This is a genomic window from Edaphobacter sp. HDX4 (genome assembly GCF_036877565.1).
In the GTDB taxonomy this organism is placed as follows: Bacteria; Acidobacteriota; Terriglobia; order Terriglobales; family Acidobacteriaceae; genus Edaphobacter.
This window is the reverse complement of sequence record NZ_JAEDXW010000016.1, coordinates 45,608-69,192: the sequence shown is the minus strand read 5'-3', so window position 1 is coordinate 69,192 and position 23,585 is coordinate 45,608. Positions and strand designations below refer to the sequence as shown.

Annotated in this window: 15 protein-coding genes; 11 read left to right on the top strand and 4 right to left on the bottom strand. The window is 56.2% G+C overall.

What is annotated here, in order from left to right:
* Positions 1-2: 2 nt before the first annotated feature.
* Positions 3-1,598 carry an outer membrane protein assembly factor BamB family protein gene (locus JAO29_RS15630; protein WP_334269178.1) on the bottom strand — a complete coding sequence of 532 codons (1,596 nt, stop codon included), beginning with the start codon at positions 1,596-1,598 and terminating at the stop codon, positions 3-5.
* Positions 1,599-1,993: 395 nt separating this feature from the next.
* Between JAO29_RS15630 and JAO29_RS15625 the strand changes: the two genes are divergently transcribed.
* From JAO29_RS15625 to JAO29_RS15615, 3 genes are read left to right on the top strand one after another with little or no spacing between them, the layout of a single operon-like run.
* The gene (locus JAO29_RS15625) at positions 1,994-3,043 is read left to right on the top strand and encodes a cytochrome-c peroxidase (protein ID WP_334269177.1); all 1,050 of its coding nucleotides are present in this window, start codon (positions 1,994-1,996) and stop codon (positions 3,041-3,043) included.
* Positions 3,044-3,052: 9 nt separating this feature from the next.
* On the top strand, positions 3,053-3,838 hold the full coding sequence (locus JAO29_RS15620) for a beta-sandwich domain-containing protein (RefSeq protein ID WP_334269176.1): 786 nt from the start codon (positions 3,053-3,055) through the stop codon (positions 3,836-3,838).
* A 3-nt stretch (positions 3,839-3,841) separates the two neighbouring features.
* Positions 3,842-4,912 carry a beta-propeller fold lactonase family protein gene (locus tag JAO29_RS15615; RefSeq protein ID WP_334269175.1) on the top strand — a complete coding sequence of 357 codons (1,071 nt, stop codon included), beginning with the start codon at positions 3,842-3,844 and terminating at the stop codon, positions 4,910-4,912.
* A gap of 17 nt (positions 4,913-4,929) precedes the next feature.
* On the opposite strand, the gene JAO29_RS15610 is transcribed toward JAO29_RS15615, so the two are convergent.
* Positions 4,930-5,706, bottom strand: coding sequence for an anti-sigma factor family protein (locus JAO29_RS15610; protein WP_334269174.1), 777 nt, complete (start codon positions 5,704-5,706; stop codon positions 4,930-4,932).
* A complete protein-coding gene (locus JAO29_RS15605) occupies positions 5,697-6,269 on the bottom strand; it encodes an RNA polymerase sigma factor (RefSeq protein ID WP_334269173.1) in 573 nt (190 codons plus the stop codon). The genes JAO29_RS15610 and JAO29_RS15605 overlap by 10 nt, the downstream gene beginning before the upstream one ends.
* Positions 6,270-6,466: 197 nt before the next feature.
* Between JAO29_RS15605 and JAO29_RS15600 the strand changes: the two genes are divergently transcribed.
* On the top strand, positions 6,467-9,223 hold the full coding sequence (locus JAO29_RS15600) for a TonB-dependent receptor (protein ID WP_334269172.1): 2,757 nt from the start codon (positions 6,467-6,469) through the stop codon (positions 9,221-9,223).
* Between the two features lie 26 nt (positions 9,224-9,249).
* Here JAO29_RS15600 and dinB read toward each other — a convergent pair whose 3' ends face one another.
* A complete protein-coding gene (dinB, locus tag JAO29_RS15595; protein WP_334269171.1) occupies positions 9,250-10,353 on the bottom strand; it encodes a DNA polymerase IV in 1,104 nt (367 codons plus the stop codon).
* Between the two features lie 59 nt (positions 10,354-10,412).
* Between dinB and JAO29_RS15590 the strand changes: the two genes are divergently transcribed.
* The 7 genes from JAO29_RS15590 (at position 10,413) to JAO29_RS15560 (ending at position 23,506) form a co-directional block, all read left to right on the top strand.
* Entirely contained in the window at positions 10,413-11,633 is a 1,221-nt protein-coding gene (locus JAO29_RS15590) for a DUF763 domain-containing protein (RefSeq protein WP_334269170.1), read from the top strand.
* 192 nt (positions 11,634-11,825) lie between these two features.
* Entirely contained in the window at positions 11,826-13,808 is a 1,983-nt protein-coding gene (locus JAO29_RS15585; RefSeq protein WP_334269169.1) for a DUF3857 domain-containing protein, read from the top strand.
* A gap of 31 nt (positions 13,809-13,839) precedes the next feature.
* Positions 13,840-15,891: a DUF3857 domain-containing protein gene (locus JAO29_RS15580; RefSeq protein ID WP_334269168.1), complete on the top strand. Its 2,052-nt coding sequence runs from the start codon at positions 13,840-13,842 to the stop codon at positions 15,889-15,891.
* 341 nt (positions 15,892-16,232) lie between these two features.
* Positions 16,233-17,039, top strand: coding sequence for a c-type cytochrome (locus tag JAO29_RS15575; RefSeq protein WP_334269167.1), 807 nt, complete (start codon positions 16,233-16,235; stop codon positions 17,037-17,039).
* Positions 17,036-18,022: an SMP-30/gluconolactonase/LRE family protein gene (locus JAO29_RS15570; RefSeq protein ID WP_334269166.1), complete on the top strand. Its 987-nt coding sequence runs from the start codon at positions 17,036-17,038 to the stop codon at positions 18,020-18,022. The genes JAO29_RS15575 and JAO29_RS15570 overlap by 4 nt, the downstream gene beginning before the upstream one ends.
* Positions 18,019-19,707, top strand: coding sequence for a pyrroloquinoline quinone-dependent dehydrogenase (locus tag JAO29_RS15565; protein ID WP_334269165.1), 1,689 nt, complete (start codon positions 18,019-18,021; stop codon positions 19,705-19,707). Before JAO29_RS15570 ends, JAO29_RS15565 begins: the two co-directional genes overlap by 4 nt.
* A gap of 313 nt (positions 19,708-20,020) precedes the next feature.
* Entirely contained in the window at positions 20,021-23,506 is a 3,486-nt protein-coding gene (locus JAO29_RS15560) for a TonB-dependent receptor (RefSeq protein ID WP_334269164.1), read from the top strand.
* The last annotated feature ends 79 nt before the right edge of the window (positions 23,507-23,585 follow it).

The following is a 23,585-nucleotide window of genomic DNA, read 5'->3' as shown; positions in this document are numbered from 1 at the left end:
CGTTATTTAATGCCGAAGCAGTAGACGGTTCCATCGAAGGTTCCGAACAGAATGCGGCCTCCAGCGACCGAAAGACCGGCCTGATGAAGAAATGACGCTATCTGATCTCCGCTGGAGTAGAGCTGTTTGCCGGTCTTCGCATCGAGCACATACAGCTTTGCGGGTATGGACCGCTTGATCCGATCTTCTGCCGAGTAGAGACCGCCCTCAACTTCGTTGGTCTGGCCCGTGTACTCCCCGCCAGCCAGTACAAATACCAGGCCATTGGCGACGACCGGAGGCTCCGCAGTCATCATGTCCGCCGACTGCCATGCATTCGACAGCACGGTCTTTCCATCCTTGTCTTCTACCTTGAAGGCGAGGATTCCGCCATTGGGCGTATCTCCGTAGTTGATCGGAAACTTAACGGTCGTAGGACCTCCATTGGGAGCCAGGACCCACTGCGTCCCTTCGTTGTCCTTCCATGCGGCGAAGCTTCCCCAGGTCCCTTCCGTTTGGAAGTTGACGTCCGCGTTAGCAATCAACTCAGATCGAAACAACGGGGTCTGGTGATCCGCGCCTCCGATCGATCTGCTGTCCAGCATGTAGAAGCGTCCCTCTTTACCTCCCCCTACAAGCAGGTCGCGGCCCTTGTAAGGAAAGACCACCGGAGTGGTATTCATGTCGAGATCGCGCTTGCTCAGCCATTCATAGTTCGATGGGGTGAAGTAGTCCTTGAGCTTGAGTGTGTCGTTGGAAAAGGTGTACGCCTGAAAACTGGTCGAGAGCAGCCCCGCCTTGGCGTCATAGGGATGATCACCCGATTCGAAGTAGATAGTCCCGTCGGTGCCGATGGCCGGTCCTGCCGTCCCCCAGAGTCCACCCTGTGGGGGCGACGACAGAGTTACTTTCTTGGTGACGGTGTTGTAGGCGTAAAGCACGTTAGGAACACCACCGCAGCCCTGGCCAGTGATGGTATAAACCACCCCATTCACCAGATTGAGACCATAAGGCTTGCCATAGACGTTCGGCAGCATCTGTACCGGCGCTTCTTTTTCGTCACCGGTCGCTGGATCCATGAGGTGCAGATAGCCATCAGTGGTGATGACGTACAGGACGCGTTCCTTCGCTCCGGCAGGCGTAATCACCGGTGTGGCACTGAGTGCATTAGTGCAGATAAAGCCGCGGCCTTCCCCAGCTTCCTGCGGCTGACTCGAAAGCCACTTCAGTTTCTTCTGCCATACCGGCGTCCCAGTATCTGCATCGATGACGTAAACGTCGTCCGAACTACCGGCGAAGATCGCTATCGTCTTTGTCCCTTTGTCGGTCTTCACGCCTGAGGCGATGAGCGGCTCACGGAAAGACTGCATACCCATGGTCTTGTTGTCGGTCTTGTACTTCCAGAGCAGTTGAATCTTTCCAGCGTTCTGAGCCGTAATCCTGTTCTCATGCCGCTGCCAGGCATCCCGCTGCGGGTTATAGCTGCTTGTCGTCCACTCCGGTGAACTCTTGGACTGGCCCAAGGCAGACCCGGTAAGTCCAAGGCCGAGAGCCCCTGCGAAGAATAGAACGGCCATACGCGTCGGGAGAGAAGATCCTGACAGTTTCCGTACCTTCATGAATGTCATCCTCGTGGAATCGGGCGTCGCAGTCTCCATAGAGCCGTTCCCGCGAAGTATAGGAAGATGTTGATCTTTGCGGGTACAAGAAGAATTTATGAGACGTCTCATTTCGCAAGCATCCTATCCATGCCGCTGTAAAGCTGTCAACCTTTAATGCCATCGCAGTTAAGAATATTGGCGTGCGAGGTCTTACCTCCCGGTCGTCTGGGGAGTCAATTTAAACAATGCAGTCTCCCGGCCCATGCCAAAGTCGAAGTTACCGGGGTCGCCTGCAAACTCGAGTCATACCAGCTAATCTGAAAAGGTCTATGACTCTGCAGGCCGCGTTGACTCGAATCAGGATCTCGACTCGGTGTACATCCATTCTTCCTGCATCGCGACTGAGACGCTGCTTGCTGTATGTAGCTCTCGTCATTCCATCCCTGTGGATGGCGGGTTGCAACTCGGTCATACCGGATAAGCCAATCGGTATTCCTGTTCACATCAAACCGCTGCTTGGGCTTCCCCCGGTCCCGATCCCTAAAGACAATCCTCCGACGGCTGAGACAATAGCGCTGGGACGGCGTTTGTTCTATGACCAGCGGCTCTCGAAAGACAACACTCTTGCGTGTGCAAGCTGCCACAATCCTCAGTTCGACTTCACCGATGGTCTGCAGTTCTCAAAGGGAGTCGCAGGACATCTCGGAGTGCGGAATGCACCGACGATACTGAATGTGGCCTATCAGCCATTTCAGTTCTGGGATGGCCGAGCCCTAAACCTGGAAGATCAGGCGGCCAGCCCGATGATCAATCCGATCGAGATGAACCAGGCACATGACGTATCGGTATCCAAACTGCGCAAGGATCGGGTATATAACGCCATGTTCCGGGCTGCCTACGGGAGCGAAGACGTCACTCTCAGACGTATCGAGAAGGCGCTGGCCAGCTTCGAACGAACAGTTCTCACCGGCAACTCAGCGTTCGACCGATTCCAGTATGGTGGAGATAAGCAGGCACTCACACCCCAGCAGGTGAGAGGATTTGCGCTGTTCATCAACCCGGTTAAGGGCAACTGCGCGGCCTGCCACACCATCAACGCTCAGTATGCCCTGTTTACCGATGGCAAGTTCCATAATCTGGGAGAGGGCGTCGGAGAGGATGGAGCGACCTTCAAGGACACCGGGCGTTACCATGAGACAAAGGTCGAATCTGACCGCGGAGCATTCAAGACTCCGACCCTGCGGAACATCGCAAAGACTGCTCCCTACATGCATGATGGTAGCCTTCGAACACTGAAAGAAGTTGTCGATTTCTACGCTGGCGGCGGCAACTCCAACCCGAATCTCGATAAAGAGATCAAATCGATCCACCTTACTGGGGAGGATCGTGCAGATCTGGTAGCGTTTCTCAACTCGCTTACGGGAGATATCTCCCCCAACGTTGGGCCTCCCGGCGGTCAGTAGGTAAGGACTATGACATCAAACTTTCGAAGGCTCTCGACGCTCTTCCTTGGAACGGCAGTTCTGATGACGGGCTGCTCCCGAAAGCAGGAGCAGGCACCGGCAGCAGCTGCCCCAAAGCCAGCGACTCCGGTCTTCTTCAAAGTAGACTCTGCGACCGCCGGTTCGATCAGCGGAACGGTTCGCTATAAAGGGAAGCTTCCACCACGGAAACTGATCGACATGAGCGAAGACCCGGCCTGCGTCGCGGCGCACCATGCAAAGGCCTATGACGAATCTATCCTGGTGGAACACGGGGGAGGCCTCGCAAACGCCTTTGTATATATCAGCAAGGGTCTTGAAGGAAAAAACTTTGCTCCGCCCGCTGAAGTTGCGGTCATCGATCAAAAGGGATGCTGGTTCCATCCTCGCGTGCTGGGGGTTCAGGTAGATCAGCCTGTCGAAGTAACCAATTCTGATCCAGTCACACACAATATTCACCCGATGGCAGAGGTGAATCGCGCCTGGAATCACAGTCAGGGCCCCGGTGATCCACCGTTGCATCGCAAATTCACCAAGCCAGAGATCATGATCCCTGTGAAGTGTAATATCCATGGGTGGATGCATGCGTACATCGGCGTACTGGATCATCCCTACTTCGCCGTCACCAAAGAGGATGGCAGCTTCAGCATTCCCAATCTTCCTCCGGGAACCTACACCCTCACGGTGTGGCAGGAGAAGCTTGGTACCCAGCAGCAACAGATCACCGTCAGCCCACAGCAAAAAGCTGCCGCAGATTTTACCTACAAGGGGAAGTAAGTAATGCGCAAAAAATTGAGCTTTGCACTTCTGCTGGGCTGTACGCTTTCACTGGTCGCCTGCAAGTCCCAGAGCGGAGAGAAAACAGTCGCCCAAAAACAGGCTGCACCGCCTGAATCCGGAGCTCCCAAGATCTATGTCACAGACGAGGTCTCCGGCGATCTGAGCGTGATCGACAGCGGGAATGGAAATCTCCTTGCGACCATTCACCTGGGTAAGCGTCCTCGCGGCATTCACGCGAGTCCTGACGGCAAGATGCTCTACGTGGCGCTGAGCGGGACCCCGATCGCAGGACCCGACGTTGATGAGAGCACATTGCCTCCCCCCGATAAAAGCGCCGACGGAATCGGCATCTTCGACGTAGCCCAGCGGAAGCTGGTGAAGATAATTCCGGGAGGATCTGATCCGGAAAATTTCGACATCAGCAAAGATGGGAAGCAGCTTTATATCTCCAATGAAGATATCTCGGCGGTGAGTATCATCGATATCGCCTCAGGTGCTGTGGCCAAGACGCTCAAAATCGGAGCTCAGCCGGAAGGCGTCAAGACAACACCCGATGGAAAGCAGGTCTACGTAACCTCAGAGGAGACCAGCGAGATCTCAGTGCTGGATCCTGCGGCAGGAAAGATTGTCGCCACATTCAAGGTGGGTCATCGGCCACGCTCTGTCGCGTTTATGCCAGACGGGAAGCACGCCTACATCAATGCAGAGAACGATGGAACTGTCGTACTGGTCGATACAAAGCTCCATAAGGTCGTAAAAACAATCCAGCTTGGCAAACCGGGCATCATCAAACCGATGGGAGTGCTGCTCTCTCCTGACGGGAAACGGCTTTACGTAAGTACCGGCCGCGGTCGCATGGTCTTCTCCGTCGATACGGAGACGAATAAGGTTCTAGGATCTGTCGAGGTAGGGCGCCGCCCATGGGGAATCGCGCTCTCTCCGGATGGGAAGACCCTCTATTCTGCCAATGGGCCCTCGAACGACGTGTCTGCGGTGGACGTAGCTACCAATATTGTCACAAAGAAGTTCAAGGCCGGCGAAGGACCATGGGGGATCATCGTTCTACCGTAGTGACACGGTTCAACGGCTTAGAAATATTTCTGGTAAGCGGCGATCCAGTCGGTTGCGATGTCGCTCTGTGCTTCTGTGAGGCTCACCTTTCCTTCGCATACCAAGCGGGAGAGGTGACGCTCCAGAGCATCTTTTGCTTCGGCATTCCAGACAGCATCTTTGTAGGATTGGGGCCAGAGGTTTCTGACATCGTCGGTACCTCCGAGCTGAGGACTGATCAGGTAGTCGACCTGGAAGTCTTTGGCCGCGCGCCGGTGAGAGATGCCATACTCGCGGAAGACGGCTTCCTGTAGCTGCGGAGAGACTGCGGGATCGGGGTCGCTGTCGGCTGAGGCGCAGATCTCCTCCAGATTCACCGGACGAGTCATTCCCGGAGTCAGGGCGCGAATCGGTAGTGACGGCGCAGGCTTCACATCAGAGCGATCCGCGTAGGGAAAGATAAAGAATAAGGCTGCGACCGTCAGAAAGCCCAAAGCTCCATAGGCATAAGCTGGATTGAATTTCTCCGTGGTCCATGAGGAGAACCGACTGCGCAAAGACTTATTGTCAGAACTCGCCTGATCCAGCTTCATGCGGAGCGAACGATGAGATTCCGTCGACCGGACTGTGGCGTGAGAGGTTGAAACCACCCCCTTCACCTCTTCGGCCACTGCTGCGATCTCTGCCATCTCTGTACGGCACAGTTCACATGCTTCTAGATGTGCGCCGGTTATGGCGGTCTCCTCGGCACTCATCTCCTCGTCCAGAAAACGGATGAGATCTACTTCCGACAGATGACTGGCGATCACGCGCACGGTCCACCTCCTCCGCTCCTTTGCAGCCGATGGAACGATCGCGCGAGGGTGTTGGCGACTCCGCCCAGGGAGATGCCGAGAATCCGCGCGATCTCGCGGTACTTCAGACCCTCGGCCCGAAGTTGGACGCACAGGCGATCGACTTCGGGCAACGCCTGGAAGGTCCGGCGAAGGGTTCGCTGTCTCTCGTTGAAGATCAACTCTTCCTCCGGGTTCAGCTCTCCCGTCCAGCGTTCCGACGCGCCCTCCTCGATGCAGTCCTCAAGTCGGTATCGAATCCTCTTCTTCAGTGCGAGATTATGCGTCACTCGAAAGACCCAGCCGGGAAGGTTGACACGCGATCGCTCAGCCTGAAGATGACGGAAGAGCGCGAGGAATACCTCCTGAATAACATCTTCTGCATCGTGCGCCTTCAGTCCCATCGAAACGGCATAGCGGAGAAGACGAGGTCGAAACTGGTCGTGGAGATGAAGAACCTCCTCTTCAAGGGAGGGTATCTCCGCAGCACATTCCACCCTGCGCAGGAGAGGAGATTCGACGCTTTCGCTAGAGCTTATCGACATTGCCAGACTCTGAAACACCCAACGGCCAAATGCTATGGAGACGCCCCGATGGCTGTCAAACCGGTGGTTGTGTGGAGCATCCGTGATTTTTATGAAGAAAGTCTGAACAAAAGGACTGCACCGGGAATATTCGCTTTAGAGGGCTGCCGCTATGTTTGGGTGATGCAGGCTCATCAAACACGACTCCTGAAGGTGATATGGTTCTGCGTTCACTGATCTGCCTGATTCTGCTGCTTGACCTCTCTGCCTATGGGCAGGGCACCTCGAACTCCACAACACGGCAGGATCACGGTGAGCTACGAGCCCAGATTACCGATCCCTCCGGAGTGGCCCTGAGGGCACGGTGCGTTCTCGCCGGCCTGACAAACTCGGTGAACATCTCCACTCAGACAAATGCACAGGGAGTGTGGATCGCCCACGATCTTCCCTTCGGCAGATATCGGCTGGAGGTTTCGCGCAATGGATTTGATACGCATAAGACGGAACTGGAGATCAACAGCTCTACACCGGTGGTGCGGGAGATTTCATTGCAGCTGCAAAGTGTCTCCACTGCTGTCTCCGTAGTCACTCCTACCCCTATCGGCAGTGAGGGCATCTCCATCGAATTGGCCCCGGTGCCGGTGCAGGCCCTTAGCTCTGACGATCTTCGAAACTCGAATGCCATCGATGTAACCGATGCCATGAATAAGCGGCTCAATGGGGTTTATGTAAACGAGAATGCGAGCAATCCCTTCGAGCCCGACATCAACTATCGCGGCTACACTGCATCTCCTCTTCTTGGCACGCCACAGGGCTTATCAATCTACCTGGACGGCGTAAGGCAGAATCAGCCGTTCGGTGATGTGGTTTCGTGGGATCTAATTCCGAAGGCAGCCATTCAGGATATGGAACTGATTCCCGGTTCCAACCCATTGTTCGGCCTGAACACGCTGGGAGGCGCCATCGCCATCAGAACCAAGGATGGATCCAGCAACCGGGGCTTGACGGTGCAGTCGATCGGAGGGAACTTCGGCCGACGATCCGTAGAAGGAGAGTACGGCGGATCGAACGGCAGATCTCTCGACTGGTTTGCCGCGGGAAACTACTTTCGTGAAGACGGGTGGCGGCGGGCTTCTCCATCCGAAGTGCGGCAATCGTTTGCAAAGCTACGCTGGAATCGCGAAAAGACCAGCATCAGTCTCGCCGGGGCCTACGCTATCAACTGGCTCACCGGGAACGGACTCCAGGACTTCCGCTTTCTCGAAAAGGATTACTCCGGCGTCTACTCGATCCCCGACACCACGTGGGATCATTCTCCGACACTCACTCTCAACGCAAATCACCAGATCAGCGATCACTGGTCCACCTCCGGAAATCTGTACTTTCGCCATGTCCGCACGGACACCACTAACGGTGACATCAACGACGACACCTTTGATCAGTCGCTTTATAACCTCAGCAGCGCTGATGTCGCTGCACTTCAGGCGGCCGGATACAGCGGCTTCCCCATCTCGGGCAATTCCACGACAGAGCCTTTCCCCTACTGGAAGTGCATCGCCCGGGCTCTGAGAAAAGACGAACCGTCCGAAAGCTGCACAGGCATCTTCACCAATACACGCACCCAGCAGAATAACTACGGCCTGTCCGGGCTTGTCTCGTGGCGGACGACACACAATCTGTTTTCCGCCGGCGCCGGATGGGACCATAGCGGCCTGAGCTATCAACAGGCTTCGCAGTTCGGGTATCTCAATTTGGATGGCATCAGCATCACCCCCGTGGACGCTTTTGCCGATGGCTCGACGGACGCAGATGGTGATCCTGTCGATACGAGGGTGCAACTCCACGGAACCATCAACACGCCCAGCTTCTATCTGACCAACACCTACCAGAGGGGGCGATGGTCTCTTACGGCCTCAGGCCGCTATAACCGCACGACCGTCGACAACCTCGACCGCCTTCCTGCCGATACACCCGCACGCGGATCTCTTACTGGCACACATGTCTTCCAGCGCTTCAATCCCGCTGTAGGAGGCACGTGGCGCGCCTCATCGCGGCTCAGCATCTATGCCGACTACAGCGAAGCCAGCCGCGCTCCGACCTCTATTGAGCTCGGTTGTGCGAACCCTGACTTTCCCTGCAATCTACCAAACGCTCTCGTTGACGACCCACCACTCGAGCAGGTCGTCAGCCGAACTGTTGAGGTTGGGGTTCGCAGTCCCGCCCAGGACAGGCTCTCCTGGAGCGCCGGTTATTTCTTCGGCCAGAACTCGAATGACCTGCTGTTCGCTGCATCCGAACAGACAGGTTTTGGGTATTTCCTGAATTTCGGCAAAACAAGAAGACAGGGTATAGAACTCGACTTACGTGGGCAGCTTTCCCACCTGACGATCGGCAGCGGATACACCTTTCTGGATGCAACCTACCAATCTCCGCAGACGGTAAACGGCGGAAGTAACAGCTCCAACGAAAGCAGCCAGCGGGGCGTCCCAGGTATTAATGGAGACATCTCCATCTCCCCCGGAGATCGCATTCCCCAGACACCACGACATATCCTCAAGGTATTTGCCGACTACAAGCCGACCTCGAAACTGTTGGTGGATTTCAACGTGATCGCGTCTTCCGGCTCGTTCGCGCGCGGCAATGAAGACAATCAACACCGTCCAGATGGAGTCTATTATCTTGGCGCGGGAAGCACGTCTCCTTACGGGGTCGCAAACCTCGGAGCACACTACACCCTCAGCTCGCACTTCGAAGCTCTTCTTCAGATTAACAATCTGCTCGATACGCACTACTCTACAGCTGCGCAACTCGGGACGACGCCCTATGACAACAACGGACATTTCATCCCTCGCCCTTTCCCTCCGGTTCAACAGGATGGCGACACCAGTTACCCCCTCCGCAATTCGACCTTTCTGGCTCCGGGAGCGCCCTTCACTGTCTTCGGTGGAATTCGCGTGACCCTGTCAAAGAAATAGTCCGCATTGGACGATTCATAACCGCCTCAGTCAAAGAGCGAGGACCTGCTTTGCGTCTCAGCGTCCTGGAAGTTGCTCAGTCCGACTCCCACTAGGCGAAACTTCTGACTGGCACGAATCTCCACGCGGTTACGAAGAGCGAGAGCAGTGGCCGCAAGTTCCTCAGCAGAGGCTAGTGGCACCGCAGGCGTGTGGCTACGCGTTAGGATGTTGAACTCACTCGTCTTCAGCTTCAACACCACCGTTCGTGCAACGCGCCCATCCCGGCGCGAAGCATTCCAAACCTTCTCCGCAAGCCGCCGAATTATGTCCTCCGTGCCATCCAACGTCAGGTCGGTTTCGAAGGTATCTTCTGCGGAGATCGACTTGGTGGGTCTGTCCGGAACGACTCTGCTGTGGTCGATGCCGCGAGCAAGCTCGTACAGGCGCATTCCATACCGACCGAACAGGCCATGGAGATCAGGCTGGCTGAGGTTCCGCAGATCGCCGACAGCCGAAATTCCAAGCTGCTTCAGGCGATCTTCCATCACCTTCCCTACCCCGGGAATCCTCCCCACCGGTAGCGGTAGCAGAAATGCCTCTACCTCGTGAGGCTGGATCACAAACAGCCCATCTGGTTTGCGCCAGTCCGATGCGATCTTCGCGAGGAACTTATTAGGGGCGACCCCGGCTGAGGCAGTCAAATTAAGCTCTTCTCGGATCTGCTGACGAATGATCCTGGCAACCCGAGTCGCCGTCGGCAATCCCATCTTGTTGCTGGTCACATCGAGATAGGCTTCGTCGAGGGAGAGCGGCTCGATCAGGTCGGTATGGCGCCGAAAGATCTCTCGTACCGATTGCGAGACAGCCTTATATCGGGGAAAGTCAGGAGGAATAAAGATGGCATGCGGGCAAAGGCGTTCGGCATGGACCGCAGCCATCGCGGAACGCACTCCGAAGCGCCGAGCCTCGTAGGACGCCGCGCACACCACGGAGCGTTTGCCACGCCAGGCGACGACCACGGGCTTACCGCGTAGCGACGCATCATCGCGCTGCTCTACCGAAGCATAAAAGGCGTCCATGTCGACGTGAACGATCTTGCGGGGTCCCGGTAATCCCGTACTCGTCGGATCGAGACCGTCAGTCATCATCAGTATGTAGTCTAGGACCCTTTTGATTTTAAGCGAATAAAGGGCGAAAATATAGTGCAATGAAGCGATCAGGCACCGCCGACCTTCCCCTGCATGGTGGCCGAGTTCCTGCCTGGCTCGCAGCACGCATGACGGAGCTTGGCGGAGCGATCACGGAGAGCATCGTTCTCGACTACGGTCCGGCGGAGTTCCTGATTCGTCTCAGCGACCCATTCTGGTTTCAAGCCTTCGGTTCAGTCATGGGGATGGACTGGCACTCCTCCGGAATTACTACTTCCGTCATGGGAGCACTGAAACGCAGTCTGAATACTCGCTTTAATGATCTGGGCCTTTTCGTCTGCGGGGGGCGAGGACGGCACTCCACCCGCACTCCTGAAGAGCTTCGGAGCCTCTCCCTGAACACGGGGCTGGATGGTGACTCCCTCGCCCGCACCAGCCGGCTGACCGCACGGGTCGACAACAACGCCATCAAGGATGGCTTTCAGCTTTACCTCCACAGCTTCGTAGTCACACGAACCGGCGATTGGGCGGTGATCCAGCAGGGGATGAATTCCGACAACAGGACAGCACGCCGTTATCACTGGCATTCCGCATCGGTCCGCGACTTTGTCTCCGACCCTCATACCGCCATCGTTGGAAGATCGCAGGGAACGATTCTGAATCTGGCCGACAGCCGCGCTACTCGCGCACGCGAAGCCATTCTCTCCGTCTCCAGGGAGCCGGTGGATAGATCGTTACAAGAGGCACGCAAGCTGGTTATGCCGGCGCATCACGATGTTCGAGCAGAAAACATCGATCTGAAGCGGCTGGGCGCTGTTCTGGCAGTCGCGCATGAGCAGGAACTCCGGGATTTCGTCTCTCTCCTTCTCGTGGAGGGTCTCGGACCGAGAACACTGCAGTCTCTTGCCCTCATTGCCGAGGTGGTACACGGCGCGCCTAGCCGATTCTCCGATCCTGCTCGCTTTTCGTTCGCACACGGAGGCAAAGACGGGCACCCGTTCCCGGTCCCGCTAAAGACCTACGACGAATCCCTGGGTATTCTGCGACGATCTTTGACCGCCGCTCGCGTGGGAGACACAACGAAACTGGACGCCTTCAAACGCCTTGACCGCCTGACGCGACAGGTCGAACAAGATCGTGAGCCTCTGGCTGACTTCACTGAGGCTCTGGCGCACGAAAGAACGATCTCTGCATCCCATGGCGGGAGGACGGTCTTCGACGACCAACGCGCAAAATCTCCCTCGAATCGAAAGGCACAGCTCGATCTTTTTTCTGATTAGCCGCGGGCAGCACGTAGTTTCTTCGGCCGGAACCTCCTCCACCGAAGTCCGAAGGCGCCAAAATTCCAAGTTGCCTTACTTTTTTCTTGAACACGAACATAGCCCGTCGTATAACAGCCTGACGCAGACAACTAAAGCACACCGGAGCAGAGACAGCTTCTCCGATTGGTGAGCCTGCGCGTAAGAGGCTGAATGATTTGGAACCTTAATTTTCTGCTGCGCAAATCGAACTCCAGGTTTGTCCTTTTCTGTTGTCTGCTTTCACCATTGTCGGCTCGCGCGAAGGAAAGCGTCCCGGAGTGGGTCAAGGCCGCTGCGACTCAGGTCCTTCCCGCCTATCCGCCCGACACGAAGGCAGTGGTACTGCTCGACGACACGACCTACACCGTCAATCTGGACGGTACAGCAATCGAGCACTCACGTACTGTAATCAAGATTCTTCGTCCACAAGGAAGAGATCAGGGGCTGGTTTTTGTTCCCTTCGACAAGGACAGGAAGATCCTTTCGATGCACGTATGGAGTATCGGCCCTAGCGGTCAGGAATACGCTCTTAACGACAAAGAAATGGTCGAGTTGGGGTATCCGGGACAGGGAAACCTGTACGAGGATGAGCGCATTCGCGCAGCCAGACCTCCCGGTCGCGATCCGGGTGGCGTAGTCGCCTATGAGTACGAGCAGCGCATGTTGCCTTACATTGCCGAAAAGACGTGGTTCTTTCAGGACTCCAGCCCCAGACTTCATCAGAGCTTCACGCTTGAGCTTCCCGCTGGCTTCAGCTACACCACCGTGTGGACCCATCACTCCAAGATTCAGGAGTCCGACCCGGAAGATCGCCGACGATGGCGTTGGGAGATCAATAACACTCCTGCCATCGATCTGGAACAGGTTCTTCATCGTCCGTCAGCACTCTCACTTGCAGGAAGAATGACAGTCAGGTTCGGCCCTTCGTCTGCGGTCCCAAAAGATGGCTGGCAAGGAATCGGAGAGTGGTATGAAGGCCTCTCGCACGATCGCCTGACAGCAATCCCGGAGATGGTAACCAAGGCCAGGGAACTTACGGCGGGCAAGACAGACTTCTACGATAAGACTGAGGCAATCGCCGAGTTTGTTCAGAAGGACGTTCGCTATTTCGCCATCGAGATGGGAATTGGCGGTTACCAGCCCCACTTTGCTGCCGACATCTATCGCAATCGATATGGCGATTGCAAAGATAAGGCGACCTTACTTTCTTCCATGCTGTCCACCGTAGGAGTTCACGCGGCACTCCTGATGGTCGACAGCCGTCGCGGGGTCATCGATCCCGACTCGCCTTCTATCGTGGGAAACCACATGGTTACTGCGATCGAGATTCCCCAGGGCTATGACTCTCCGAAATTGCGTAGTGTTTTCACCGCGAAGACGGGCCGCCGCTATCTCGTCTTTGATCCAACCTGGGAGAAGACGCCTTTTGGTCAGGTCGAGCATGAATTGCAGGGCGGCTATGGCGTTCTCATGGAGGGGCCAGACAGCCAGGTCATTCAGATACCCCTGCTGCCGCCTACGTTCAACACCATCTATCGGGTAGGCCACCTTCAGCTGGCGGCGAACGGCTCACTCAAGGGAAGGGTTACGGAAGATCGATTCGGGGACGTCTCGGATCGTCGACGTGCACTTTACACTCACGGCAGTGCCCAGGAGCAGAACGAAAATCTTGATCATGTTCTCGAACAAGACTTCTCCACGTTCAAGGTCTCGGATGTAAAAGTAGAGAACGCAGAGGCGCTCAATAAGAAACTGACACTCTCATACAACATTGACGTAGATAGCTACGCACGGGCTATGGGCCCACTTCTTGCAGTCCGACCGCGCGTTCTCGGCGAAGATGCGCCCGAAGTCGATCAAAAGGACCGCAAGGTTCCCATAGATCTACGCCAGACGATACAAGTCAACGACGAATACGACATCGAGCTACCCGATGGCTTTGCTGTCGATGAGACACCCAATGCCGTTGCCTTGGATGTCGGCTTCGCCTCTTACACAAGCTCCACCAGTGTCAAAGGAAAGACTCTTCATTACTCTCGCACCTACACCGTCCGTCAGATCGTCCTCACGCCTCAGAAATACGGGGACCTGCGAAAGCTTTCAAGCTTGATCGCTACCGATGAACAGAGCAGGGCCGTTCTGAAAAAGCAATAAAGCAGGCTGGCTAAAAAAAGGAAATAAGAAAGTGAATATTAGATCGCATCTCTTCTACGCCGCAATTCTAACGGGCCTTGTTAGCATCACCCCGCTGCTGTTCGCGGACCAGTGGACCACGCCTACGAAGGAAGAGTTATCAATGACTTCGCAGGACGGCTATCCCGGTATCGCCGCGGTTTATCTCGACCGTGACGAAATCACAGAAGACAAACTCCACGTTTGGAGTGTCTATGTGCGCCTTAAAGTTCTAACGGAAAAAGGCAAAGATTATGCCAATGTCGAATTAGATTACGGTTCTTCGAGCAACGGTGGTGGTTATACGGTAAACGACATCTCCGGACGCACCATTCACCCGGATGGCACCATCATCCCCTTCACTGGAAAGCCTTACGAGAAGCTCATCGAAAGGACACACGGAGCGGAAGGCTATAAGCACATGGCTAAGGTCTTCACCATGCCGGATGTGGAGGTAGGCAGCATCATTGAATATCGCTACACGTTGCGATATGACGACTACTGGTATATTTCGCCGACCTGGTATATCCAGTCCGACCTCTATCTTCGTAAAGGCCGCTACGTTTGGAAACCCACTAATAAACAACTGATCAGCAAGAGCGCTGGCCGCGAACACCTTACGAACAGCATCGGTTGGCTTCCTATCCTTCCTCCTGGTGCGGAGGTAAAGCAATCACGACTTCCACCTGTACAGTCAGAGGTTGAGGGCCAACTCATCTTGGAGCTCAATGTGCACGACATTCCTCCGGCCCCGCAAGAGGAATACATGCCTCCAATCGGCAGCTTCACGTATCGTGTGCGCTTTTACTATTCCCCGTATCGAACCACGGAGGAATTCTGGAAAGCCGAAGGGAAATACTGGGCGAAAGATCGCGACAAATTTATCGGCCCTGGCCCGAAAGTTGCTGCGGCTGTTCGTGAACTCTCTACGCCAGCCGACAGTCAGGATCAAAAACTCCAGAAGTTCTACGCTGCCGTTATGGCTCTCGAGAATACCGACTACAGCCGAGAACATGATCGTACTGAAGATCGGGCGGCTGGCTTACGTGAAGTCCACAATACCGACGATATCCTTGAGCGGAAACGCGGCACGTCGGATCAGCTCACCGAACTTTTTGTAGCGATGGCCAGAGCTGCAGGGATGAAGGCCTACCTCTTTGCGCTTACCCGTCGCGATCGCAGTATCTTTACCAACTACTACCTCAATCTGTCACAACTGGACGACGACATCGCAGTCGTGAATGTGGGCGGCAAGGAAAGATTCTTCGATCCCGGATCCAGATACTGCCCTTACGGACATCTTGACTGGATCCATACGTATGCGGGTGGCATTCGCCAAACAGAAGATGGAAGTGTGATCGCAACGACTCCCGGTGAAGGATATAGCTTCTCACGCACCCAGCGGATCGCTGACCTGAAGATGGATGATCACGGGGAAGTCAATGGAACCGTCAAGATCACCTACATGGGAGAAGATGCGCTCAGTTGGCGTCATCGATTGCTCAGGGGGGATAATCAAAGCCTTCAGAAAGAACTTCGCACCAATTTAGAGCACCTGTTTCCAGGCGGGATGAATGTACAAGTCACTTCGATCTCCCAACCGGAGGACTACGAGAAACCGTTGACTGTGGAGTACAGCGTCAAGGGTGCGATCGGAGCGCCAACCGGTAAACGCCTGTTTGTTCCCGCCGATATCTTCGTGAGTAACTCAAAGGCTGTCTTCCCTCATGAGAAGCGACAGCTTGCCGTTTACTTCCCCTACCCGCACATGCTGCAGGACGCGGTCCGTATCCATTTACCTTCCAGCATCAAAGCTGAATCTGTACCAGCAGCAGACAAACAAATGTTCGAGACGTCTGCACTGTACGTGCTTACGAGTGAGCAGAAGCCCGACTCTGTGACCATCCGTCGCGATCTCAGCCTGGGAGACTTCCTCTTTCCACCCAAGGATTATCCGAACCTGCGTTCCTTCTACACCAAACTTGAGACAAAAGATCAGGAGAATATCGTTCTGACGAACGCTCAGCCGATAGACCGGGCGAAGTCCATCTCTCCTTCGAACTGATCGTCTCTCCACCAACGTCCTCTGCAGTGCCAGATTTACCTTCTTTGACAAGGTGAATCTGGCAGCACTCCCCCAGGCACGCTGGTCGGTCGCAACTGCAGGTGCTAGGCTATTTGGCCTACAAAACACCTCGTCATCTGACCGATGTATTTCATCGAAATATAACATTCAATGAAGCCCATCAACTTTTGATGTTCAACCGCTCGCAGCTCCAACGCTCCAAAAGAGGAGTTAAGCTGATTGCGTGGCGGCGTTTCCACAAGTGACAACGGCATGGCAGGCTTGTCGAGATGACGAGTGAGTACATGACTACCGATTAAGGTCCGGCGGGCAGGGCTTCCATGAGATGGTCTCTACAGAACGGCACGGTCTTCCTTGCGTTGCTGGTAGGCGTGTCCTACCATTCGCCTGCCCAGAGCCCTGACGCGCAGGCGGGAAGTCGAATCTTCTCTACCAACTGTGCTGGTTGTCATGGATCGGACGGACGCGGTGGGGAGCGAGCGCCGAATATTGCCACCGCGCGGAATGTATCCGGACTGAAAGACGCAGACCTAGTCAACTTCGTTCACAACGGAATCCCCGGCGCGGGAATGCCCTCTTTCTCTTTCCTTGGGGATCGCGGTATCTCGGACGTAGTGGCCTATCTGCGTGTCCTGCAGGGCAAGACGGAGAACGTTGAAGTAACAGGAGATGCTGAGGCAGGGCATGCGCTTTTTTTCGGGAGTGCCGGATGCTCGAAGTGCCACATGGTGCACGGCGAGGGAGGATTCATCGCCTCCGACCTCACAGACTACGGCAACGGAACCCCACCAGACCAAATTCGCACGGCCATTGTCGAACCGGAGAAGGTAGTTGGTCGAAGGTCTGAGGTGGTGGAGGTACGTTCGTCTGGAGGAGACAGCGTACGGGGGGTCGTACGCGCCGAGGACAACTTCACTCTGGTTCTTCAAACGGAAGACGGGCAGTATCGCCGGTTCAAAAAAGACCGACTGGCTGAAGTTCACCGTACCGGCCAATCCCTCATGCCCAGGGACTATAAGGATCGCCTTTCACCCAAAGAACTCGACGATCTCGTCGGCTATCTAATTCGTGCCGCAACATCGATTGAGCCGAAGCCAGCCCGCAAGAGGCGTGGAGGCGGCCAATGAATCGCTCCGGTCTCGTGCGTACGCTTCTGGCTGGAGCGTTGGCATTGGCGAGTTGCGCCGATGCCCAGCAAAGGACCAGCGGTCACGAATTTGCGCTCAAGGAAGATTCAGCCAGCTTCTGGAATCTGATAGCCAAGGATACCGAGCTCAAGGTCATTGGCAAGGACTTCGGCTTCACGGAAGGGCCGGTGTGGGAGCCAGCTGGAACCCTGCTCGTAAGCGATGAGGGGAAGAACGAACTCTGTCGACTATTTCCCGATGGCCATCACGAGACCGTGATGAAGCTTGGGGATCCGGACGGAAACACTCGTGATGGCAAGCAACGGTTAATCGTCACCGCCAGCGTGCTTCGAGCGCTCATTCGCCTTGCTCCAGATGAGAGCCGATATGACGTGCTGGCAGATCGATACCAAGGGATGCGCCTCAACAGCCCCAACGACGTAACGCTTGGTCCGGACGGAGCTCTATACTTCACCGATCCGACATTGGATCTGGTGAAAGGCGAAAAACAGGAGACGCCCTTCCAGGGTGTCTATCGCCTGGATCGCCACGGCAAGTTGAGTTTGCTCATTCGCGATCTCGTGCAGCCCAACGGCCTTGCCTTCTCTCCTGACGGAAAGTTTCTTTACGTCGATGACACGGACCGCAGAACAGTCTGGCGCTATCGCTTTCATCACAATGGAAGCGTGTCCGATGGAGCACTTTTTGCCGAGGAGAAGAGCGATGGCGAGCGCGGTGTTCCGGATGGCATGAAAGTCGACAGGAAAGGAAATCTTTATGTGACCGGTCCCGGCGGAATCTGGGTCTGGAACCCTGATGGCAAGCGGGTCGGACGAATCCTGCTGCCCAGCGTTCCCGCCAACCTGACATGGGGTGGGAAAGATCGTTCGACGTTGTTTATTACGGCTGGTCACTTTGTCTATTCCCTGAACATGAAAGCAATCGGATATCTTCCCTACAGCGATCCGAAGGAGCGCAAATGAGTCACCCTCTCCGCAGCCTGTGCTGTGGTTTGATCTGGAGCCTTGTCTGCGTCAGTGGCACCGTAACGATCGGTCATGCACAGACCAGGCCAGAGCATGATCTGGTTAGCAGTGACGCGTTGCGAAAGACAGATCTTCTTGCGAACTGGCCATCCTATAACGGCGACTACACAGGTCGCCGCTACAGCAGCCTCAATCAGGTCACGCCGCAGAATGTTTCGCAACTTCAGGCCCAGTGGGTATTTCATAGCCATAATGCCGGCATCCTCGAGGCCACGCCTCTGGTTGTTGACGACATCATGTACATGACCGGATCGAACGACGCCTATGCGCTGGATGCCACGACCGGCAAAGTTCTATGGCATCACGAGCGGGCGGTAACGCAGGGCCTGATTGACGATGCTTCCGGCCATATCAATCGCGGCGTCGCCCTTCTTGGCACGCGTCTTTATATGGAGACGGACAACGCACACCTGCTATGCCTGGACGCACGCTCGGGGAACCTGCTGTGGGAGGTGTCCTACGCTCCGGGAAACAAAAACTATGGCGCCACCAGTGCACCCCTGGTCGTGAAGGACAAGGTACTCGTAGGAACCTCAGGGGGTGACGACGGGGTGCGTGGCTTTGTGGCAGCCTTCGACGCAAAGACCGGCAAGGAGCTCTGGAGATTCTGGACGATCCCAGCCCCGGGCGACGCGGGATCCGAAACCTGGCCAAAGGGAACCATCTACCAGCATGGTGGTGGAACAACATGGATGCCTGGCACCTATGACCCGGAGCTGAACACGATCTACTGGGGCAGCGGAAATCCCTCCCCGGACTTCGACGGCAGTGTCCGTGAAGGGGACAATCTCTATACCAACTGCGTGCTTGCGCTCGATCCGGATACAGGCAAGCTGAAGTGGCACTTCCAGTTCACGCCCCACGACCTGAACGACTACGACGCGACCGAGACTCCCGTGCTGGTAAATGGCACCTATAAGGGCCAGCCGCGCAAGCTGATCCTTCAAGCCAATCGCAATGGGTTCGTCTACGTACTCGATCGCCAGACTGGAGAATTCCTCACGGCAACACAGTTTGCTCTTATGCAGAACTGGGCAAAGGGTATCGACGCAAAAGGCCGCCCAATCCGCACCGACCTGATCCCGAATGAGAGCGGGACACGGATGTGCCCCAGCTATGCCGGAGGAACGAACTGGTACTCCCCCACCTATAGCGAAACGACACACCTCTTCTACTTCATGTCGCTCGAGGACTGCAGCGTCTTCAAGGCACACACCGAGGAGTTCGAAGAGGGGCATGCGTATTACTCGACCGGCGCAGCGCACCTTGCCACAGAACACAACAAGAAGTACCTGAACGCCTTCGATCCAGTGACGGGCAAGTTCCCCTGGCGGTATCCACAAACCGGAGACGCTCATTCCTTCGCCGGAACAATGAGCACAGCCAGCGGCCTGGTCGCCTTTGGGAACGACGCCGATGAATTTGAGATCGTTAACGGCTCGAGCGGGGCCTCCCTGTGGCACTTCAACGTCGGTCAACAGGTTCACGCCTCACCTATGAGCTACGCCGTAGATGGGAAGCAGTACTTCGCCGTCGCAGCAGGAAATGATCTGTTCACCTTTGCTCTCCCGGAGTCTCCGGATGGGGGAAACACAGCACGCCCTCCCCGAAAGACCCATTGACTGTTTCGCGAAGGTCGACTGACTGACGCGATTACAGTCTGCACTTCTTCTATCTCCCGCAACATCCATTCGGAGCCATGACTGCTCCATCGACGCGCAAGCCGCGCTCATTTGCAGTCCCTCCGTATGCCGTTCGAGTGACGGGAAGGTGAGGAGTCTCTGTAGACCGACTGAAAGGAAGATCGAAATGAACTAGCAGACCTGTCCGATGCCCGCCTGGACCAACCACAACAGGGAGAACTCCCTCCCCCAGACCGCAGCAAACGAAATCAAAGTTCGTGATTTACCCGTTTCGAACAATAAGGAGAACATCATGCTTCAACACATTCGCGGAATTCTGTTTGCATGTCTCGTGCTCGTCCTGGGGGCGACCACTATGCATGCAGCAATCACGGGATCTATCTCCGGACACGTTCTTGACCCAAGCGGCGCTGCCATTCCAGCGGCTCAGGTCACAATCCGGAACGAGGCCACTGGCATCACGCAGATTGCAACCGCCGACAGCGTAGGCTTCTACACGTTTCCGGCGCTCAATGTAGGGGTCTACACGGTATCGACTTCACCAAGCGGCTTCCGGCCCTCTCAGACAACAGGGATTAAGGTGGATGCAAACTCTGCAATCCGCATCGACATAACGGTGCAGATAGGCTCAGCCAACCAGGTGCAGGAGGTTACCGCCAACGCCCTGCAGGTTGAGACACAGACGACGCAGCTCGGCCAGGTGATCGAGAGCACCAAGATGACTTCGATGCCTCTCAATGGACGCTCGTTCACCGATCTGCTTTCGCTGCAGCCCGGTGTGTCGCCGTACAAGGGAACCTCTGAGGCCGGTCGCACGGTCTCAGGCGACCTCGATCCCGGCAACGTATCGATCAACGGCGGCCGCGAGGCCTCCAACGGCTACATGATCAACGGCGCCGATGCCAACGAGGGCGTCTACAACGGAGCCGCGATCATTCCTAACCTCGACTCCATCGCCGAGTTCCGCATCCTGACCAATAACTTCGATTCCGAGTACGGCAACTTCAGCGGCGGTGAGATCAACGTCGTCACCAAGTCCGGCACCAACAAGTTCCACGGCAACGCCTTCGACTTCCTGCGCAACACCGACCTCGACGCGGCGAACTACTTTGCACAAGGACAGCGCGGCGTCTTCATCCAGAACATCTTCGGCGGCACGATCGGTGGCCCCATCCACAAGGACAAGGCCTTCTTTTTCGCCGACTACCAGGGGACGAAGCAGATCAAGGGCGCCACACAGAACTTCCAGGTTCCGACCGAGGCCAACCGCAACGGCTACTTCGACACCAGCGCGACGTCTCCTCTGGTCGGCAGTACAGTAGCCGGAACCGGGTGGGCGCAGGTGCTTACCAATCGTCTTGGCCGTCCGGTCACAGCTGGTGAACCCTACTACTCTCCGGGTTGCACGGCGGCGACCTGCGTCTTTCCGAATGCTTATATTCCGCAGTCGGCGTGGTCACCGGCGGCCTCGCACCTGCTGCAATACATTCCGCAGGCCAACTCGGCGAACAACTTCTTCGCGACAGCGGCGGCCTCGGCTAATCTGACGGACAACAAGGGAGGTCTCCGAGGCGACCTGAACACGCGCTTTGGCAATTTCTTCGGCTACTACTTCATCGACCAGTTCTCTCAGGAAGATCCTTACGGCAGCGGCGTCAATATCCCCGGTTTTACCTCTGCCAACCAGGGCCGCGCACAGATGATCAACCTCGGGCTGACCTCCACCGTGCACGGCACTTCGGTCAATGATCTCCGCTTCACCTACATGCGCGTGGTCAATCACCTTGGCAACCCGGTTGGAGGTACCGGCGTTTCGTTATCGTCGCTGGGCTTTACGACGCCATGGGGGGACACCGGCGGCTTGTCGAACATCAACCCAGCTCTGACCGGCGTGCCTTCGATCGGTCTGAACAACTACAGCTTCGGTACGCCGGTCGACACGCTGAACCAGTACAACAACATGTTCCAGGTACTGGAAACTTACGCTCAGACCATCGGCCGCCACAACCTGAAGTACGGCATCAACTACCACTACGACCAGATCAACGAGCGCAACTACTACGCCGCCAACGGGCAGTTCGGCTTCAATGGGCAGGAGACGGGCAGCGACTTGGCCGATCTGCTGGTCGGCGCACCCAACTACTTCATTCAGGCCAGCCCACAGATCCTGGACTCGCGCAGCCACTACTTCGGTGCCTTTGGGCAGGATTCATGGCGGCTTATGGACAACCTCACCATCAACTACGGCCTGCGGTACGAGATCTCCACGCCGTGGTACGACACGCAAAACAAGCTGGAGACGCTGATCCCCGGCGAGCAATCCGTCGTCTTCCCCGGAGCTCCCAAGGGCTACCTGGTGCCAGGCGACCCCGGTGTTTCGCGGACGCTGGCTCCCATTCGCTACAACAACTTCGCTCCTCGCTTCGGCTTCAACTTTTCGCCGTCGACATCGGAGGGATTCCTCGGCAAGATCACCGGCGGCCCCGGCAACTTCACCTTACGCGGCGGCTACGGCCTCTTCTACACCAATATCCAGGATGCAACGGGCTTTATCGAAGTAGGCGACGCGCCGTACGGCCTCTTCTATTACAGCCCAGTGCAGCCGATGCTGGAGACTCCCTATATCGACCGAGCGACGGGGAACAACGAAGGACAGCGCTTTCCCTTCAACTTCCCGCCAACCAACGTTTCGAAGGACAATCCGGATACCACCTTCAATTGGGATCAGGTCAAGCCCATCTCCGGCTCCGCGCTGTTTGATGTGCACAACGTCTTGCCCTATGTGCAGAGCTACTATCTTGGCTTCCAGCGCAGCATCGGCAGCCGGACAGTAATGAGCATGAACTACGTGGGCAACGTCGGCCGTAAGCTCATCACGCAGGAGGAGTCCAACCCCGGCGATCCTGCACTCTGCCTCTCGCTGCAGGGTTCAGGTCTCGCAGCCGGTCAGACCGACTGCGGACCAGGCCTTGAGAGCCAGGAGTACATCAAGGCCAACGGCACCGTTGTTCCAGGTACACGCGTTCTTGGGCTGGACTTCGGTTCCAACCCCTTCATGCGGACCACGGCCTCGTCGAGCTTCAACTCGCTGCAGGCCTCGTTGCAGCACTCCAGCAAGCGCTACGAGTTCCTGCTGGGCTATACCTTCTCCCGCTCCTTCGACAACGCCTCGGCGCAGTCGGATAAGACCAATGTCATCAACCCCGACCTCAGCCGGGGTCTGTCGAACTTCGACGTGACCCACAACTTTGTGGGCAGCTACACCATTCAACTGCCCTTCGACCTGCTCACCCCCTCGCACTCGGGAGTGGCGTACTACATCGCCAGAGGATGGGCGCTCTCCGGCATTACTTCCTTCGCCACTGGTCTTCCGGTAACGATCTCGGAGAACGACGACCAGTCGCTGACCGGGACCAGCGCCGACCTGCCCGACTACACACCGGGCAAGCTCATCGTCAACAAGGACCCACGCAAGGGCCTGCCGTACTTCGACACCACGCTCTTCACACAGGAGCCGCTGGGGCAGTTCGGCAATTCCAAACGCCGGTTCTTCCACGGACCAGGCATTAACAATACTGATCTGGCGTTGCAACGTAAGTTCGACTTCACCGAGTCGATCTACCTGCAGTTCCGTGCCGAAGCATTCAATGTCTTCAACCACACCCAGTTCAACGGTCCGTCGGGTAACTGGAACGCCTCCGGTGAAGGCGGCTTCGGTTATGTCACCTCAGCTCGCGATCCGCGCATCATGCAGGTCGCGCTCAAACTCTACTTCTAAGCAATCCCTCTGGTCCTCGCTACGAACTCCCCTGTTCGCGGCGAGGGACCAGTCTCTTTTTCATCCCCGTACAAAGAAA